A 17,006-nucleotide genomic window follows, 5' to 3' on the forward strand; every position below is an offset into this window, starting at 1 on the left:
TGCCCGCCACCACTAATCCAACCAAAAGGTTTACTGGGGCGGGCAAGATGCTTCGCTGCGCTCTGCATGACGGTTAATCGCAGCTTCAACGAAACCCAAAAGGCCCTGCTGCGTGTTAAATTCGGCCCCGCAACCCTAGCGGCGGCCGTTTCGCATCCAATGACCAACAAAGAAATCAAAGCCCTTATCTCGCTGCTCGACGACCCGGAAATCGCGCCGCAAATCCAGGATAAAATTCAGAACCTGGGCGAGAGCATCATTCCCTTTCTGGAGGAGTCGTGGGAGGAAACCCTCGACGGCCAGCAGCAGCATCGGCTCGAGGATTTGATTCACCACCTGCAGTTTGAGGGCCTGCAGCAGCGCCTCAAAGTGTGGCGCGAAGCCGGCGCTACCGACCTGCTCGAAGGCATGTGGCTGCTGAATACCTACCAATACCCGGATGCCGACTACCAGGCGCTGAACCGTGCCATCGAGCAGCTCCGCTTCGAGGCCTGGACGGCCCTGCGCCCCGAAATGCACCCCGCCGACCAGGTCCAGACGTTGAACTACGTGATGTTCCGGACGCACAAATTCGCGGCCAATACCCAGCATTTCCACTCGCCGGCCAACTCCATGCTGCAGCGCGTGATTGAAACCAAGCGCGGCAATCCGCTCACGCTGTGCGTGATTTACCTGCTGGTGGCGCAGCGTCTGAAACTGCCCGTTTTTGGGGTGAATCTGCCCAACTTGTTCGTGCTCACCTTCCGCCCCGAGCTGCCGGGCGCCGAGCCGTTCTACATCAACTGCTACAACCGCGGCCTGGTGCTTTCGCGCACCGATATTGAGCACTACGTGGCCCAACTCAACATCACGCCGAACCCTATTTTCTTCGAGCCCTGCTCGCACCTCGACATTGTACGCCGCGCCATGCGCAACCTGCAAATGAGCTTCGAGCGCCTGCAGGAGCCGGTGAAAGCCGCCGAAGTAGCGGTGCTGCTGAGCATTCTGGAGTAGGGGCGGGGCTTGCCCCCGCCCGGTCGAACCGTTACAACGCGGACGTTCAACGACGGGTGGGGGCAAGCCCCGCACCCTACTTCGTTTTGTGTTGCACAAACGTCGGTTTGTGTAGCCCTGGCCGCGTCCCGGCCTAAGACCTTTGTGGGACACTGCGTGTTCAGTAGCCGAAGCACCTCTGCCTCAGCCATAATCTCCGGTTCCCGATGAAGCTCACCGATTTCCGCACCCTGGGCCGCTCCGGCTTGGTGGTTAGCCCGCTGGCGCTGGGCACCATGACTTTTGGCACCCCGCGCTGGGGCTCGGGCGACGACGTGTCCGAAGCCGTTTTCAATGCCTACGTGGACGCCGGCGGCAATTTTGTGGATACGGCCGACGTGTATTCGGGCGGCCAAAGCGAGGAAATGCTGGGTGGCTACATCGCCCGGCGCAGCATGCGCGACCAAATGGTGCTGGCCACCAAGTTCAGCTTCGGCGGGCAGGCCGGCAACCCCAACGTGGGCGGCAACGGCCGCAAAAACATCCACCGCGCGCTCGAAGGCTCGCTGCGCCGCCTCCAAACCGACTACGCCGACCTCTACTGGCTGCACGCCTACGACGGCGTGACGCCCGTGGAAGAAGTGCTGCAAACCCTGGGCGACCTCGTGCGGGCGGGCCGCATCCGCTACTTCGGTTTCAGCAACGTGCCGGCCTGGTACGCCACCAAAGCGGCCACGCTGGCCGCTGCCCACGGCGTGCCCGGGCCCGTGGCCCTGCAAATGGAATACTCGCTGGTGGCCCGCCGCATCGAAGCCGAGCACGTGCCAGCCGCTCTGGAAATGGGACTGGGCATCACGCCCTGGAGCCCGCTGGCGGCCGGTTTCCTGGCCGGCAAGTACGAGCGCGAAGGCAGCGGTGCCAGCGGCGCAGGCCGCCTCACCGGCCCCAACCCCTTCGGCAATATGAAATTCACCGACCACAACTGGCGCGTGCTGGAGGCGTTGCGGCCGGTAGCGGCCGAGCTGGGGCGCCCGCTGGCGCAGGTGGCGCTGGCCTGGGCCGCCGCTCAGCCCGGCATCAGCTCGCTGATTGTGGGGGCCAGCAAAGTAGCGCAGCTATATGACAGCCTGGCATCGCTCGAAATTCAGCTCAGCCCCGCGCAGCTGCAGACTCTGGACGATGCCAGCATTCTCGACCCGTTTCAGGACCGGATATGGCCGATGCTGAAGCGTGCCGTGTTTGGCGGCGGCAGCGTACAGGGTTGGCAGTAGCGGCGTTTTGTGTTGTAGAAACGGAGTTTTGTATAGGCCAGCCGCGGTGGGTGCACCGGACCTTTGAGGCATCAAAACCCCATCAAAACCAACCGCAACATGACAACTGAAATCAAACGCGTGGCCCTCGGCAGCCAGGGGCTGGAAGTGCCCGTGGAAGGCCTGGGCTGCATGGGCATGACGGCCGGCATCGACGGCATGAGTGTGTACGGCGAGGCCGACGAAACCGAGAGCCTGGCCACCCTGCACCGCGCCCTGGAGTTGGGCATCAACCTGCTCGACACCGCCGACCTTTACGGCCCGATGCTGAACGAGCGGCTGGTGGCCAAAGTGCTGCCCGGCCGCCGCGCCGACATCATTCTGGCCACCAAATTCGGCTTCGAGGTGAGCGACGAGGAGAAGTTCACGGGCAAGCTGAACGGCCGGCCCGAGTACGCCCGCAAGTCCATCGAACGCTCGCTGCGCAACCTGGGCACCGATTACGTGGACCTCTACTACCTGCACCGCCTCGACCCTGAAACGCCCATCGAAGACAGCGTGGGCATGATGAGCCGCTTCGTGGAGGAAGGCAAAGTGCGCTTCCTGGGCCTGAGCGAAGTGTCGGGCGACATCCTGCGCCGGGCGCACGCCGTGCACCCCATCACGGCCCTGCAAACCGAGTATTCGCTCTTCGACAGGGGCGTGGAGGAAACCGGCGCGTTGCAGGCCGCGCGCGAGCTGGGCATTGGCTTCGTAGGCTATTCGCCGCTGGGCCGGGGCTTTTTGTCGGGCGATATCAAAACCCCCGACGACTTCGAGCCCAACGACTCGCGCCGCTGGTTTCCGCGCTACCAGGGCGAGAACTTCTACAAAAACCTGGCGCTGGTGGAGAAGCTGCAAGCCCTGGCCCAGGCCAAAGGCGTGACCGCCGCGCAGCTGGCCCTGGCCTGGGTGCTGGCGCAGGGCGTGGTGGCTATTCCCGGCACCAAGCGCCGCAAGTACCTGGAGCAGAACGTGGCCGCTGCCAGCATGGTATTGAGCCCGGCTGAATTGGCCGAGCTGGAAGCCATTATGCCGGTGGGCAGCTCAGCGGGCGCGGCCTACCCGGAAGGGTTTTAAGGTGTTGAAGAGGTTCAGAACGGTTAAAACAAAAACGTCATGCTGAGCGCAGCCGAAGCATCTCGCACGTGGCACTAATCCAAGCGTTGGCTATGCCGACTATTGTTGAAAAAGGGTTAGTAGTAGCACGCGAGATGCTTCGACTGCGCTCAGCATGACATACTATGTTACGGAGCGACGGCCCCAATACGCGCTAAGTTTGCCCTCTCGCCATCCCCTCAACCCATGTCCGACTTTGTAGGCTGCCGCACCCTTGGAATCGCCGATGCGGCTCTGAACCTGACCTTCCCGCTGCTGGTGCTGTACCCCACCGGCATGCCCGGCCGGCCCGAATCCATTGGCCCTTACATGCTCGACGTAGCGCTTGATGCGCCCATCGCGCCCAGCCCGTTTCCGCTGGTGCTGATTTCGCACGGTACTGGCGGCACGCCGCTCACGCACCGGCTGCTGGCGCATTTTCTGGCCCGCCACGGCTTTGTGGTGGGCTTGGTACGGCACCACGCCAACCACCGCGACGACAATTCCTGGCACAACACCCCCGACAACCTCGTGGCCCGGCCGCGCCACCTCAGCCTGGCCATTGATAGCCTGCTGGCCGAATTTGGGGCGGCGCTACGGCCCGATTGGGTGGCAGTGATTGGGCATTCGCTGGGCGGCTACACGGCCTTGGCGTTGGCCGGCGGGCAGCCCGGCTCGCTCCCGCACGAGCACGCCGATGGCACGCCGCAGCCTATCCCGGTGGTGCCCGATGCGCGGGTGCGGGCGCTGGTGCTGCTGGCCCCGGCCACCGTGTGGTACCGGGCGGCCGAAGCCTTGCGCAACGTGCGGGTGCCCATCCTGCTCATGATGGGCGAAAAGGACGAATGGACGCCCAATTTCCACGCCCAAATCGTCCTGACCGGCGTGGCCGACCGCGACCAGGTAACCCACCGCGTTGTCGAAAACGCTGGCCATTATTCCTTTTTCAGCCCGTTTCCACCCGAGCGCACCGGTCCGGCCTTCCCGCCCTCGCAGGACCCGCCGGGGTTCGATCGGGCGCGGTTTCAGACGGAAATGCAAGTCGAGATTCTGGCGTTTCTGAGGCAGCAGCTGCCGCTGCCAGTTGCTGGGTAACGGTAGTAACCTGTCATCCTGAGCACTCTGCGCATTAAGCAGAGACGAAGGACCTTATCACGTTAGCGCCGTTAGAATTACAGCGAACTGTTTCGACGTGATAAGGTCCTTCGCGCTGCTCAGGATGACAGAAGAAAACAAAACCATCTATGAAACAGCCGCCCGCCGAAATCCGCATCCTTGAAACCGTGACGGACTACACCCGCCTGTGTGGGCTGCCCGCGCCGGCCCACCCGCTGCTCACGGTTATCGACCTGGAGCAGACCCGCGGCAACGTATTGCCCGAAAAGCTGACGCCGGTGCTCCAGCAGTTCTACACCGTCTGGGTCAAGAAAAACCTGAAGGGCAAGGTGCACTACGGCCACCAGAACTACGATTTTGGCGAGGGCGTAATGGGTTTTCAGGCCCCCGGCCAGGTGTTTGCCATCGATGCCACGCTGGATATTTCCCAAATCAGCGGCTGGATGGTGGTGTTTCACCCCGACCTGCTGCGCAAGTACCCGTTGGGCCAGAAAATTGCCGGCTACGGCTTCTTTTCCTACGCCGTGCACGAGGCGCTACACCTCTCGGCCCAGGAAGAAATGGCTCTGGATGCACTGCTGGATAACATTCGGGCCGAATACGGTCGGCCCATCGATGCCTTCAGCCAGGACGTGCTGGTGGCCCAGCTCGATGTGCTGCTCAACTACGCCAACCGCTTCTACCACCGTCAGTTCCTCACCCGTCGCACGGTTGAGCACGACCTGCTCAGCCGCTTCGAAAACCTGCTAACCCACTACTTCGCCGCCGATACCGAGCAGCCCCTGCCCACCGTGCAGCACTTCGCCGATGCCCTGCACGTGTCGCCCGCCTACCTCAGCGACATGCTGCGCACCCTCACCGGCCAGACCACCCAGCAGCACCTCCACCAGGCTCTTATCGAGAAAGCCAAGCGCCTGCTGCTCACCACCTCGCTCACCATCAACGAAACCGCGTTTCAACTGGGGTTTGAGTATCCGCAGTATTTCACCCGCCTCTTCAAAAGCAAAACCGGGCTCACGCCGGCCGCCTTTCGGTTTTCGGCGCAGTAACCGTCTGAACGATGTAGGGGCGGGGCCTGCCCCCGCCCGCCGTTGAACGGAACCGTTGCAACGGTGCGAACGTCCGGGCAGGGGCAGGCCCCGCCCCTGCATCGTTCTCGATTAACATAAAAAGCCCCGGCACTGTGCAGTGTAGGGGCTTTCTGTATTAAAAGAATGCGTCTGGTTTTGACAGGACGGATTGCGCGTTGCCCTGCGCTCCACTCGCAATGACAGACGTCGCTTCTACCGCTTAATCAAGCACCCGGCGGCGCGCTTATCGGCCACGCCGGCGGGGCGGCCGGCCAGCACGTTATCGAGTACCTGTTGCAAATAATGCTGCTGCACGCTGCCGGCCACCTGCGGGTTATCGTCGATAGCGCCGCGGTAGCGGATGGCGAAGCCACCGGCGGCGGGCTCCAGCACCACGGCTTCGGCGGTTTTCGTCACACCGAGCAGGCCGGCCACCTGCTGGCTGGCATCGGTGAGGGTAGGCAGCTCGACTTCGCCGGGGGCAGCGGTGCCGGGCGCGTCGAGGTTGATGGGCACGTTGATGAACAGAAACTGCACGCCCCGGCCCCGGTAGGCGCTGCTGAGCGAGGCCAGCCGCTCCTGGTAGAGGCGCGAAAAGGCGCAGGCCGGGTTCAGAAACACCACCACCACGGCCTTGTCCTTGGCGTAGCTTTTCAGGGCTACGTCGGCGTTAGCGGCGGTTTTCAGGGTGAAATCGGACACGGTGCCGCCGCCCTGGGCGCGGGCCACGCCCACGGCGAGGGTCACGGCCAACATGGCTACGGCAGTAAGAATAGAAATGCGACGGAAAGACATGGCGGTAAGGTAAGACAAAACGGCGCGGCGCAACAGGCGCGCGGCTACCCGGCCGATTCGTGGCAGTACGTGAGCACGTAGCCGGGCGCGGGCTGGGTATAGCAAATGCGGTGCCGCGTCTCGGCCCCGCCCAGCACTAACGTAGCCGGGATTTCGCCGGATGTTGCGGGGCTGAATTCGTGCAGCAGCAGCTGTTGGCGGAAGATAATGCCGCGCTGCGCCGCCAGCTTGTAAAGGGCCTCTTTAGCACTCCAGAGCAGGGAATAATGCGCGTCGGGGGCAATATCAGCGGTGGCGGCGCGGGCGTGGTTCCACTCGTTTTCGGCCAGAAATTTTCCGGCCAGCCGCTGGGCTTTGTCGCGGATGAGCTCGATGTCGACCCCGGCGCGGCCGCCCTGAGCCAGCACCGCCGCCGCCCACTCGCCCGAGTGCGACAGCGACACGACCGTATCGGCCGGCGCGCCGAGTAGCCAGGGCCGGCCGGTGGCGTCGTTCTGCACCAGCGTTTCGGGCGGCAGGGGCGTGGGCAGCTCGCCAAACAGCGCGTGCGCCAGCCGCCGCCCCGCCAGCCACTGCGCCTCGCGCCGGGCGTCGGCGCGGGCGGGCAGCAGCGGCTGGTACGTGGCCGCGTTGGGCAGGCCGGCCCAGAGGGCTTCGGGCGTTTCGGTGAGGTGCCAGAGGCCCAGCACGGCGGTAGGGGAGAGGCGCTGGACGGAGTGCAGGGGCATGGGTCTTAGTTGTCAGTTGTTCGTTATCAGTTGTCAGAGCAGCAGTCAAAATAGGCATTCTTAAACCTGACAACTGACAACGAACAACTGACAACTATCCACGAAGCTACCTTTGCGCCACCCGATATGTCCGAAATCTTCCGCCCGCCCGTTACCCGAATTGCCACCCTCGCCGGCCACCGCGATGCCGTGTATGCCCTCACGGGTGGCTCCGGCAGCCGCGTTTTCTCGGGCAGTGCCGACGGCATGGTGGTGGGCTGGGATGCCGCCGAGCCGGAGCGCGACGGCGAGCTGCTGGCCCGCGTGCAGAACTCGGTGTACGCCCTGCGCCACCTGCCGGAGCTGGATTTGCTGGTGCTGGGGCACAATTTCCAGGGCATTCAGGCCATCGATTTGCGTGGGAAGGCGCTGGCCCACGCCACGGCCCTGCCGCCGGTGGCCATCTTCGAAATCGTGTTTTCGGCCAGCCGCCAGCGGCTCTACGCGGGCCTGGCCGATGGCACGCTGGCGGTGTTGCGCCTGCCCGATTTCCGGCTTGAAAAGCTGCTGCGCATCACCGACAGAAGCCTGCGCACGCTGGTGCTGCACGAAGGGCGCGGCGAGTTGGTCATCGGCAGCTCCGACCACCTGACGCGCGTACTGGACCTGGATTCGCTCGAAACCAAATTCACGCTGGGCGAAAGCACCAATTCAGTGTTCTCGGTGGCCTTTTCGCCCGATGGCGCACACCTGCTCACGGCCGGGCGCGATGCTCAGATTCGGCGCTGGGACGTGGCCGCCGGCTACGCGCTGATTGACACCGTGCCGGCCCACATGTACACCATCAACCACCTGGCTTTTAGCCCCGATGGCCGCTACCTGGCCTCGTGCAGCCTCGATAAAAGCATCAAGCTTTGGGATGCGGCCACCCTCACGCTGCTGCGCGTGCTCGACCGCGCCCGCTCGGCCGGGCACGGCACGTCGGTGAACCGGCTGGTTTGGCCGGGCACCGAAAACCGGCTAGTTTCGTGTAGCGACGACCGTAGCCTGGCCGTTTGGCAATTAGAGGTGTAGTTGTCAGTTGTTCGTTGTCAGTTGTTAGGGGTTAAAATCCCCGACTGAGGCGAAGAGACTGATAACTGACAACGAACAACTGACAACTAAGAAATGAAACTCACCGCCCTCGATATCCGCCAGAAAACGTTTGAAAAATCCTTCCGTGGGGTTGATAGGGACGAGGTACAGGCCTTCCTTACCACCGTGTCGCAGCAGTGGGAGCGCATGGGCGACGAAAACCGCGAACTGCGCCTCAAGCTCGAACACGCCCAGCAGGACGTGCAGAAGATGCGCGAAGTAGAAAGCAGCCTCTACCGTACGCTGAAAACCGCCGAGGACACCGGCAACAACATCACCGAACAGGCCCAGCGCGAAGCCGACCTGCGCATCCGCGAGGCCCAGTTTCAGGCCGAAGGCATCCTGAGCGAAGCCCGCCAGCGCGCCCGCGAAGTGGTGGATGGCGCCTACCAGCAGGCCGAAAAAACCGTGGCCGATATGCAGCGTGAGGTCGGCGGCCTGGGCCAGGAATGCCAGCGCCTCGAGCAGCAGCTCGACAGCCTCGTGCGCGACCTGCACCACTTGGCCTCCGACGCGCTGGAGAAGGTGGAGAAAGCCCGCACGCGGCCCAAGGGCGGCACGGCGGCCATCCTTTCGCGCGCCGCCCGCGTACAGGTAGAGCGGCCGAAAGATTCGGCCGCCGAACCCACGCCCGAAACTCCTTCCGCCATGCAGGTAACTACTTCTTCCGCTGTTTCGTCGGCCGCCGCCGTGGCTGCTGCTACGCCCGCTTCGTTCGCGCCCGGCCGTTTCGGCCGCGCCGAGGAAACGCTGGAACGCGCCGCCCAGACCACCGGCTACAACCCCAAGCCCGGCCAGCAGCCCGACCCCGGCCAGGAGCCCAACCCCGGCGCGCCCGCCGAAGCGCCGCGCCCCGAAATTGAGCGCCCCGGTGCTCCGGCCGAAAACCCCGGCATCTCGCCCGCCCCGCACATCGACCCACCCGCACCCTCGCAGGTGCCCGAGCCCAACCCGCCCTACGTGCAGCCCGCTGCGCCGGACATCCAGCCCGTAACGCCCAACCACCCCGAAATCAACCAGCCCTCGCCCGTTACGCACCCCGGCCAGCCGGGCATGTCGGCCGCCCCGGCTGAAGCAGCGGTAGCGGAGAAGTCGTTTTTTGATGAAATCTAGACCGCAGATTTAACGGATTTGACGGATTGCGCCGATTTATGGCGTAAGAAAAGCTGGAAAGCCTGTCTACGGACGGGCTTTCCTTTTTTGTGCGCCGACCTTTGCGGCAGCGCGGGGATAAGCGGCGGCGCATGACACTACTCACTAATTCACCACTCACTACCTCACCGCATGGGCCAGATTGCACTCGAAGGACTGGAGTTTTTTGCCTTCCACGGCTACTATGATGAAGAGCAGAAAATCGGCAACAAGTACGGCGTCGACCTCTACATCAAAACCGATTTGCTGGCCGCCGGCGAGTCCGATAAGCTACAGCAGACGGTGAACTACGAAGTGCTCTACCGCCTCGTGGCCGAGGAAATGCGCGCCCCCGCCCGCCTGCTCGAGCACGTGGCCCACCGCGTGCTCGACCGCATCACGGCCGAGCTACCCGGCGTGCGCAAGGTGAAAATCAGCGTCAGCAAGTTCAACCCGCCGCTGGGCGGCATCTGTCACCGCGCCCGCGTTACGCTGGTGAAGCGCCGGGAGCGGCAGAAGTAGCAGCAGAATGGTGTAGAGACGCAACACTTTGCATCTCTCGTTGAACGATGGCCGGGCAGGTTCCCGACAGCCAGTGCCAGCAGTCACTACTGCGCCGGCCCTTAATGCTACACCATCCGTGTAGCAATATTTAGCTTTTGCGATAAAATTATTCCCCCTTTAAATCAGGTATTTAATTCAATATGCAAGAGCAATACGAATTATTTCGTAGATGTTGCTTGCAACTACGAAGGTATTCGTATAATCTTTGCCTCATCCTACGAAATAATTCGTAGTAACCTCGTATCTTTCGTTATGAGTAAGGCACCGCCCCCCAAACCTACGGATTCCGAGCTGGAAATCCTGCACGTGCTCTGGCAGCACGGCCCCGCCACCGTGCGGGCCATCAACGACCACCTGAGCCAGCGCCGCCAGGCGGAGGTGGGCTACACCACCACGCTCAAGATTTTGCAGCTGATGCTGGAGAAGGCGCTGGTGCGGCGCGACGACGCCGACCGCAGCCACGTGTACCGGGCCGCGGTGCGCGAGCAGGAAACCCAAGGCCTGCTCCTCGACAAGTTTGTGGACGCCACGTTTGGCGGCTCGGCCCTGAAGCTGGTGATGCAGGCCCTAGGCAGCCGCCAGACTTCGGCCGACGAGCTGGCACAAATTCGCCGCCTGCTGAATGACATTGAAATCCAGAATTCCACTCCTAATTCCGACGACGATGACCACGCTTGAGCAATTCGTTTCGCCTGCTCTCACGCGGGCTCTGGGCTGGACCTTGCTGCACTCGCTGTGGCAGGGCGCGCTGGTGGCGGCCGTGCTGGCCGGGGCACTGCTGCTGCTGCGCCGGCAGCGGGCCGAAGTGCGCTACGCGGCCTCGGCCGGGGCGCTGGGCGTAGTGGTGGCGCTGGCCGGCATCACGTTCGGGTTGTATCTCAACTCGAGCCCGGCGCAAGGCGTGTTGCTGAGCCCTGGCACGGTCAAAACACGGCCACTGGTGCCATTGAAGCACGTTGAAACTCCTGTGACGCGTGTTTCCTTGACTGTAAAAGAGGCTGAGAAGCCAGTTGCAGCCGCTGCCAATGCGGCGGGCTTACACAAGGCAGCAGCTACGGTTGGTGGTCCGGTTGCCCGAGCGTCCACGCCCAACTGGCTGGCTACCGGCCTGCGGTATTTCGACAATAACCTGCCGCTGCTGGTGGTGGCCTGGCTGCTGGGCCTGCTGGCCATGAGCCTGCGCATGTTGGGCGGACTGCTGTACGTGCAGCGCCTGCGCAGCTACCGGGTGCGCCCGCTGTCGGCGGCCTGGCAGGAGCGGCTGGCCGTGCTGGCCGCCCGCAGCGGCGTGAAGCGGCCGGTGGCGCTGCTCGAATCGGCGCTGGTGCGGGTGCCGCTGGTGGTGGGCCACGTGCGCCCCGTCATTTTGCTGCCGCTGGGCACGGTGGCGGGCTTGTCGCCGGCTTATCTGGAAGCCATTCTGGCGCATGAGCTGGCCCACGTGCTGCGCCGCGACTACCTCGTGAACCTGCTGCAAACCGTGGCCGAGGTGCTGTTCTTCTACCACCCGGCCGTGTGGTTTGTGGCCAGCTGTGTGCGCACCGAGCGCGAAAACTGCTGCGACGACACTGCCACGGACCTCGTGGGCGGCGACCCGCTCCGGCTGGCCCGCGCCCTCACGGCCCTGGCCGAGTGGAGCCAGAGCGCCGTGGTAGCTCCTGCGCCGCGCCTGGCCCTGGCTGCCATAAACCGGCCCGGCGCCCTGTTGCTGCGCGTGCGGCGGCTGGTGCAGCGCCGTCCCGCCGCGCCTACTTTGGCCGAAGGCCTGATGGCTGGCGCACTGGTGCTGGGCGGGCTGGGCCTGCTGGGCGGCAGCGTGGCGCTGGCCGGCCCGCTGGCTGGCAGCCAGGGCACCAAGCCTGCCGGGCAAACCGGCCCGACGCCCGCAGCCAAAGCCGCGGGCGTGGCCGACACCAACAAGCGCGCCGCTCGTGTGGCACCCGCCGCCCCGGCAACTCCTGCGGCCCCGGCGGCGCCCGCCGCTCCGCTGGCTCCCGAAGCTGCGGCAGCACCTGCACCGCCGGTGGAGGAACGTCGCGAAGAAGTAATTGTAGAGCGCCGCGATGGTGCCGACCGCGACAACGACAATGACCCGCGCGATGGCCGCCCCGGCCGGCGGCGGGAGCGCCGCGTCATCATCAATGGCCGCGCAATGAACCCGGCGACTTTCCGGGGAAACCCCGGCACGGTGGTGATTACGAAGGATAAAAAAGGCCGCCTCACCGACCTCGTGGTGAATGGCCAGCACGTGGAAACGGCTGTTGGCAAAGGCAAAAAGAACAAGGGCGGCAAAGGCCAGCAGGTGGAAGTGGTGCAGGTAGCGCCGTTCGGCGGGGCCGATGTGCGTGGCTTTGCCTTCCGCACCGATGGCGGTGAGCTGGACCCGCTGGTGCGCCGCGAAGTGGAGCGCACCGTGCGGCGGCAGGTAGAGCGCGACGTGCGCCGCGACGTAGAGCGAGAGCTGAAGCGCAACGACAATTTCAGCTTCAATTTTCCGGATTTTGGCGACCAGTTCGATAAGTCCTTCCGGATGGCACCGGGCACGTCGCTCAACCGCGTGTACCGCCTTAAAAGCCTCAACAACGGCGGCTCGGACCCCGAAACCCGCCGCGCCACGCTGGATGCCCTGCGCGGGGCCGAGCGGGGCCTGCGTACCGCCGCGGCCACCAAAGGCCTGAATGCCGAGCAGCGCAAGCAAATCAACAAAGAGCTGGAGAGAGTACGGGCCCAAATCAAAAAAGCCGAAAGTGCCCCCGCCACCAACCAACTGCAGCGCCTGAACGGCGGGATGAATCTGAACATCGACCTGCGTGAACACGAACAGGAAATGCGCGAGCACGAGCAGGAAATGCGGGCGCATCAGCGCGACCTGCAGCAGCACCAACGGGAATTGCAGGAGCGCATTCGTGAATCGCAGCGCGAGCTGCAGGAAATGGAGCAGGGCAGTGCCAGCCAGGACCGCGAGCGTGCCGAGCGCGACCGGGAAATGGCCGACCGCGACCGTGAACGTGCCGACCGGGACCGACAACGTGCTGAACGCGACCGGGAGCGCGCCGAACGGGACCGGGAACGGGCCGAGCGCGACCGCAAGCGCAGTGAGGCGCTGGCCGACCAGCTGCAAAAAGATGGGTTGATTCAGGACAAGGACAACTATCAGGTGCGCCTCACGCCCAATAGCTTTACGGTGAATGGCAAGGAGCAGCCCGCCAAGCTGCGCGACAAGTACCTGAAGCTGCACGCCGAAGCCACCGGCCGTACGCTGAGTGGCAACGACGCGATGGTGATTACGCGCAACGGCGACAGCAACACCAGCTTTAGCCAGAGTGCAGGGCCGCGCCCGCCGCGGTTGCCCCAGCCGCCGCGGGCGCCCCGGGCTCCGCTTACGCCCCTGCTGGCCCCGGGCCCACCGGCCCCGCCGGTGCTGGATGCGCCCGCGCCACCCCGCCCGCCGCGCATCAATTCCGATGAACTGCGGCGCGAGCTGCGCAAGGATGGTGTGCTGGCCGCCGACGAGAAGAACCTGCAGTTCCAGCTCAACGCTTCGGGGCTGACGGTGAACGGCAAAAAGCAGCCCGATGCGCTGGCGGATAAGTACCGGAAAATGACCGGCCACACCGACGGCAAGAACTTCAACGTGATGATTTCGACCCAGGAAGACTAGCCCGGGCGAAGGAGCGACGCAAGGCCGGTTTTCTGCGAGGGAAGCCGGCCTTTTGCGTGCGTGCCGGGTCGGGGGCGTACGAAAAAAAAAGGCTCGGGCTGTAACGGAACGCCGTGCCGCCGGTACCCCGAGCACTCCACCGCCCAAACAGGGGCAGCCGCGGCGGCGGCCGTGAATAAACTGTGAATTCTGGCCCGCGGCAAGCAACTATTGGCTCTGTCTCTGCATCTCTTGGCCCCTTCGAAGGTCTTTTATTCGAAGTAAGTATATGTACCGTTTCTTACTTATTTGTTGGCTGATGTGCCTGGCGGGGCTGACCTACGCCCAGACGCCGGCCGCCCCCGCCGCTACCCAAACCAACCTGGCCAAGCCCGCGCCCAAGCGCGAACTGCAAGCCGTGCGCCTGAGCACCGCGGCCCCCAAAATGGACGGCGTGCTCGACGAAGCCGTGTGGCAGACGGCCCCCGTGGCCACCGATTTCTACGAGCTGGAGCCCAAGCCGGGCCCCATCGAAAAGCATAAAACCGAAGTGCGTGTGCTCTACGACGACGCGGCGCTCTACATTGGCGCGGTGATGCACGACGTGTCGCCGGATTCAATTCTGCACCAGCTCAGCGCCCGCGACGATTTTGGCAACACCGACTGGTTTGGCGTGTTCATCGACACCTACAACGACCACCTCAACGGCTACGAGTTTCTAGTGAGCTCGGGCGGGGTGCAGGTCGATGCCCGGCAGTCGCCCACCAACGGCGAAGACGGCTCGTGGAACGCCGTGTGGGAATCGCGCGCCGTGATGAGCGGCACCGACTGGGTGGCCGAACTGCGCATTCCGTTTTCGGCCATTCGCTTCAGCGCGGCGGCCGAGCAGGTGTGGGGCATCAACTTTGCCCGCCAGCGCCGCATCACGCGGCAGAAGTTTTTCTGGAATGAAATCCGGCCCCAGGTCGACGGGTTTGTGAACCAATGGGGCCTGCTCACGGGCCTGCGCAACCTCAAGCCGCCGCTGCGCCTCTCCCTCACGCCCTACGTGAGCACCTACGTGAACCACTACCCCTACAACGAGCAGGGCAAGCAAAACAACACCACCAGCTTCAACGGCGGGGCCGACGTGAAGTGGGGCATCAACGAGAGCTTCACGCTGGATGCCACGCTGGTGCCCGATTTCGGGCAGGTGCAGAGCGACAACCAGGTGCTCAACCTTTCGCCCTTTGAGGTGCAGTACAACGAAAACCGGGGTTTTTTCACCGAGGGCACCGAGCTGTTCAACAAGGGCGGCCTGTTTTACTCGCGCCGGGTGGGGGCGCAGCCCATCGGCTTTTATGGGGTAGACCAGCAGCTGCGCGCCAGCAGCATCGGCGTGGATGGCAAGCGCCGCCCCGGCGAGTTTGTGGTGCAGAACCCCGGCATCACGCGGCTGCTGAATGCGACGAAAGTGTCGGGCCGCACGGCGTCGGGGCTGGGCGTGGGCATTTTCAACGCCCTGAGCAACGACGTGTACGCCACGGTGCAGGACAGCCTGACGGGCACCCGCCGCGAAGTGCTGACCCAGCCCTTTACCAACTACAACATCGTGGTGCTCGACCAGAGCCTGAAAAACAACTCCTACGTGAGCCTGGTGAACACCAACGTGACCCGCGCCGGCAGCACCTACGACGCCAACGTAACCGGCGGCCTGTTCCGCTTCGCCAACAAGGCCAACAGCTACGCCCTCGACGGCCGCGTGGTGTATTCGCGCCGCCGGGGCCAGGCCTTCGGGCTAAACGAGGAGATTGACGACCAGGACGGCTTCAAATACTACCTGAACTTTGGTAAAATCTCGGGCAAATTCACCTGGAACATCGACCACGGCATCGAGTCGCATTCCTACAACCCCAACGATTTGGGCCTGCTCTTCGCCAACAACAACATCTCGCAGTCGGCCAACGTGGGCTACAACATCTACCAGCCTTTCTGGAAGCTCAACCGCCTGAACACCTTCGCCGGCATCAGCTACTCGCTGCTGGAGCAGCCCCGGCTGTACCAGGACGCGGGCTTCTACGGCGGTTTCAACACCACCGTCACCAAGAGCTTTCTGGCGCTGGGCTTCAACCTGGATGCTTCGCCGACGACCCACGACTACTTCGACCCGCGCCGTGAGCCGCTGGGCCGCTACTACGTGCGCAAGCCCGCCAATTTTGGTTTCAACGGCTACTTCTCGTCCGATTACCGCAAGAAATTTGCCTGGGATTTGAGCTATGGCGGCCGCACGTTTGCCGCCGACGGCGACCGCACCGGGCGCTACTCCTACGCCATCACGCTGGGCCCGCGCTACCGCGTGAACGACAAGCTGAGTTTCGTGTATTCGCTGGGCTTCAATCAGGTAATCAAGCAGATTGGCTTCGCCGGCGAGCTGAGCCGCGGCAACCCGCTCGACGCGCCCACCGCCCTGGGCTTCGGCGGCTTCCTGCCCGATGGCCGCACCGTGGACCCGCTGCTGGGCCGCCGCGACGTGGCCACCATCACCAACACGGCCACCGCTACCTACACCTTCACCAACCGCATGTCGTTCAACATTCGGCTGCGGCACTACGTGAGCAATGTGCACTACCGCGACTACGCGCAGCTAAGCCCCGGCGGCGTCGAAACCCCCGTGCCCGCCTACCAGCGCAACCGCGACAATACTTTCAATGCCTTCAACATCGACGCCGTGTATTCGTGGTGGTTCGCGCCCGGCTCACAGGTTAGCATCGTGTGGAAAAACGCCAGCGCCACGCGCTTCGAAGCCAACCAGGCCACTCCGCTCTACTTCGATAACCTGAGCAACACTATTAACACCCCGCACAACAACAACGTGTCCATCAAGGTGCTGTATTACCTCGACTACCTGGCGCTGCGGCCCCGGCGGGGGTAGGGGTTTGAATTGGAGTCCGTCTGTCATCCTGAGCGCAGCGAAGGACCTTATCACGTTCGAACGAGGTGTTCTGACGTGATAAGGTCCTTCGCTGCGCTCAGGATGACAGACGGACTAAATACTTAGCACCCAACATCCCTACGCCCCGGCCGGCAGCTGCCGCTGAAAATGCAGTTGCAAAATGCTGTCGATTTTCTCTTTGGTGAGGGGCTTGCTGACCAGGCCGGCGATGTTGAGCTCTTCGAGGCGGCTCAGGTCGCGGGCATCCATCGTCGTGGTGAGCATGATGATGACCGTGGCCCCGCGCTGGGCCTTGGGCAGCCGCCGGTAGGCCTCCAGAAACTCGATGCCGCCCATGCCGGGCATGTTCACGTCGAGCAGGATGAGGGCGGGCTCGTCGGGGCCGGCCGTGTTTTCGATGATGTCGAGCGCCCGCGCCCCGTCCTCGGCCGTGAGCAGGTGGTCCGTCACGTTGAGCTGCTGGAACAGGAGCTCGTTGAGGAAGTTGTTGGTGGTGTCATCGTCGACGAGAAGCACGCTGGAAAGCTTTTCCATGGAGGAAGTAAGGGGTAAAAGCCG

The 17,006-nt window shown here is 63.8% G+C and carries 14 protein-coding genes; 11 read left to right on the forward strand and 3 right to left on the reverse strand.

Annotation, left to right across the window (positions count from 1 at the left end; translation table 11 throughout):
* Positions 1-66: 66 nt before the first annotated feature.
* The 5 genes from MON38_RS16315 to MON38_RS16335 all read left to right on the forward strand — a co-directional run bounded on the left by MON38_RS16315 (position 67) and on the right by MON38_RS16335 (position 5,524).
* Positions 67-993 carry a transglutaminase-like domain-containing protein gene (locus MON38_RS16315; protein WP_338423783.1) on the forward strand — a complete coding sequence of 309 codons (927 nt, stop codon included), beginning with the start codon at positions 67-69 and terminating at the stop codon, positions 991-993.
* Between the two features lie 206 nt (positions 994-1,199).
* Positions 1,200-2,243 (forward strand): aldo/keto reductase, encoded by a 1,044-nt coding sequence (locus tag MON38_RS16320; protein WP_241937212.1) that lies wholly within the window; start codon positions 1,200-1,202, stop codon positions 2,241-2,243.
* Positions 2,244-2,342: 99 nt separating this feature from the next.
* Entirely contained in the window at positions 2,343-3,341 is a 999-nt protein-coding gene (locus tag MON38_RS16325) for an aldo/keto reductase (protein WP_241937213.1), read from the forward strand.
* Between the two features lie 225 nt (positions 3,342-3,566).
* Positions 3,567-4,454 (forward strand): alpha/beta hydrolase family protein, encoded by an 888-nt coding sequence (locus tag MON38_RS16330; RefSeq protein WP_241937214.1) that lies wholly within the window; start codon positions 3,567-3,569, stop codon positions 4,452-4,454.
* Positions 4,455-4,603: 149 nt separating this feature from the next.
* Positions 4,604-5,524, forward strand: a complete 921-nt coding sequence (locus tag MON38_RS16335) for a helix-turn-helix domain-containing protein (protein WP_241937215.1) — start codon at positions 4,604-4,606, stop codon at positions 5,522-5,524.
* A 234-nt stretch (positions 5,525-5,758) separates the two neighbouring features.
* On the opposite strand, the gene MON38_RS16340 is transcribed toward MON38_RS16335, so the two are convergent.
* Together MON38_RS16340 and MON38_RS16345 are read right to left on the reverse strand one after the other, a co-directional pair.
* A complete protein-coding gene (locus MON38_RS16340; protein WP_241937216.1) occupies positions 5,759-6,340 on the reverse strand; it encodes a redoxin domain-containing protein in 582 nt (193 codons plus the stop codon).
* A 44-nt stretch (positions 6,341-6,384) separates the two neighbouring features.
* Positions 6,385-7,068, reverse strand: coding sequence for a 4'-phosphopantetheinyl transferase superfamily protein (locus MON38_RS16345; protein WP_241937217.1), 684 nt, complete (start codon positions 7,066-7,068; stop codon positions 6,385-6,387).
* A 126-nt stretch (positions 7,069-7,194) separates the two neighbouring features.
* Between MON38_RS16345 and MON38_RS16350 the strand changes: the two genes are divergently transcribed.
* The 6 genes from MON38_RS16350 to MON38_RS16375 all read left to right on the forward strand — a co-directional run bounded on the left by MON38_RS16350 (position 7,195) and on the right by MON38_RS16375 (position 16,427).
* Positions 7,195-8,121 (forward strand): WD40 repeat domain-containing protein, encoded by a 927-nt coding sequence (locus MON38_RS16350; RefSeq protein ID WP_241937218.1) that lies wholly within the window; start codon positions 7,195-7,197, stop codon positions 8,119-8,121.
* Positions 8,122-8,214: 93 nt separating this feature from the next.
* On the forward strand, positions 8,215-9,294 hold the full coding sequence (locus MON38_RS16355; protein ID WP_241937219.1) for a DivIVA domain-containing protein: 1,080 nt from the start codon (positions 8,215-8,217) through the stop codon (positions 9,292-9,294).
* A gap of 171 nt (positions 9,295-9,465) precedes the next feature.
* Entirely contained in the window at positions 9,466-9,834 is a 369-nt protein-coding gene (gene folB, locus MON38_RS16360; RefSeq protein WP_241937220.1) for a dihydroneopterin aldolase, read from the forward strand.
* Between the two features lie 294 nt (positions 9,835-10,128).
* A complete protein-coding gene (locus tag MON38_RS16365; RefSeq protein ID WP_241937221.1) occupies positions 10,129-10,554 on the forward strand; it encodes a BlaI/MecI/CopY family transcriptional regulator in 426 nt (141 codons plus the stop codon).
* Complete coding sequence (locus tag MON38_RS16370) at positions 10,541-13,537, forward strand: M56 family metallopeptidase (RefSeq protein ID WP_241937222.1); 2,997 nt, start codon at positions 10,541-10,543, stop codon at positions 13,535-13,537. Before MON38_RS16365 ends, MON38_RS16370 begins: the two co-directional genes overlap by 14 nt.
* 268 nt (positions 13,538-13,805) lie before the next feature.
* Positions 13,806-16,427 (forward strand): DUF5916 domain-containing protein, encoded by a 2,622-nt coding sequence (locus MON38_RS16375; protein ID WP_241937223.1) that lies wholly within the window; start codon positions 13,806-13,808, stop codon positions 16,425-16,427.
* A 138-nt stretch (positions 16,428-16,565) separates the two neighbouring features.
* Here the strand turns inward: MON38_RS16375 and MON38_RS16380 are convergent, their stop codons facing one another.
* Positions 16,566-16,982: a response regulator gene (locus tag MON38_RS16380; protein ID WP_241937224.1), complete on the reverse strand. Its 417-nt coding sequence runs from the start codon at positions 16,980-16,982 to the stop codon at positions 16,566-16,568.
* Positions 16,983-17,006 lie beyond the last annotated feature (24 nt).

Source organism: Hymenobacter cyanobacteriorum (assembly GCF_022631375.1).
Lineage (GTDB): Bacteria > Bacteroidota > Bacteroidia > Cytophagales > Hymenobacteraceae > Hymenobacter > Hymenobacter cyanobacteriorum.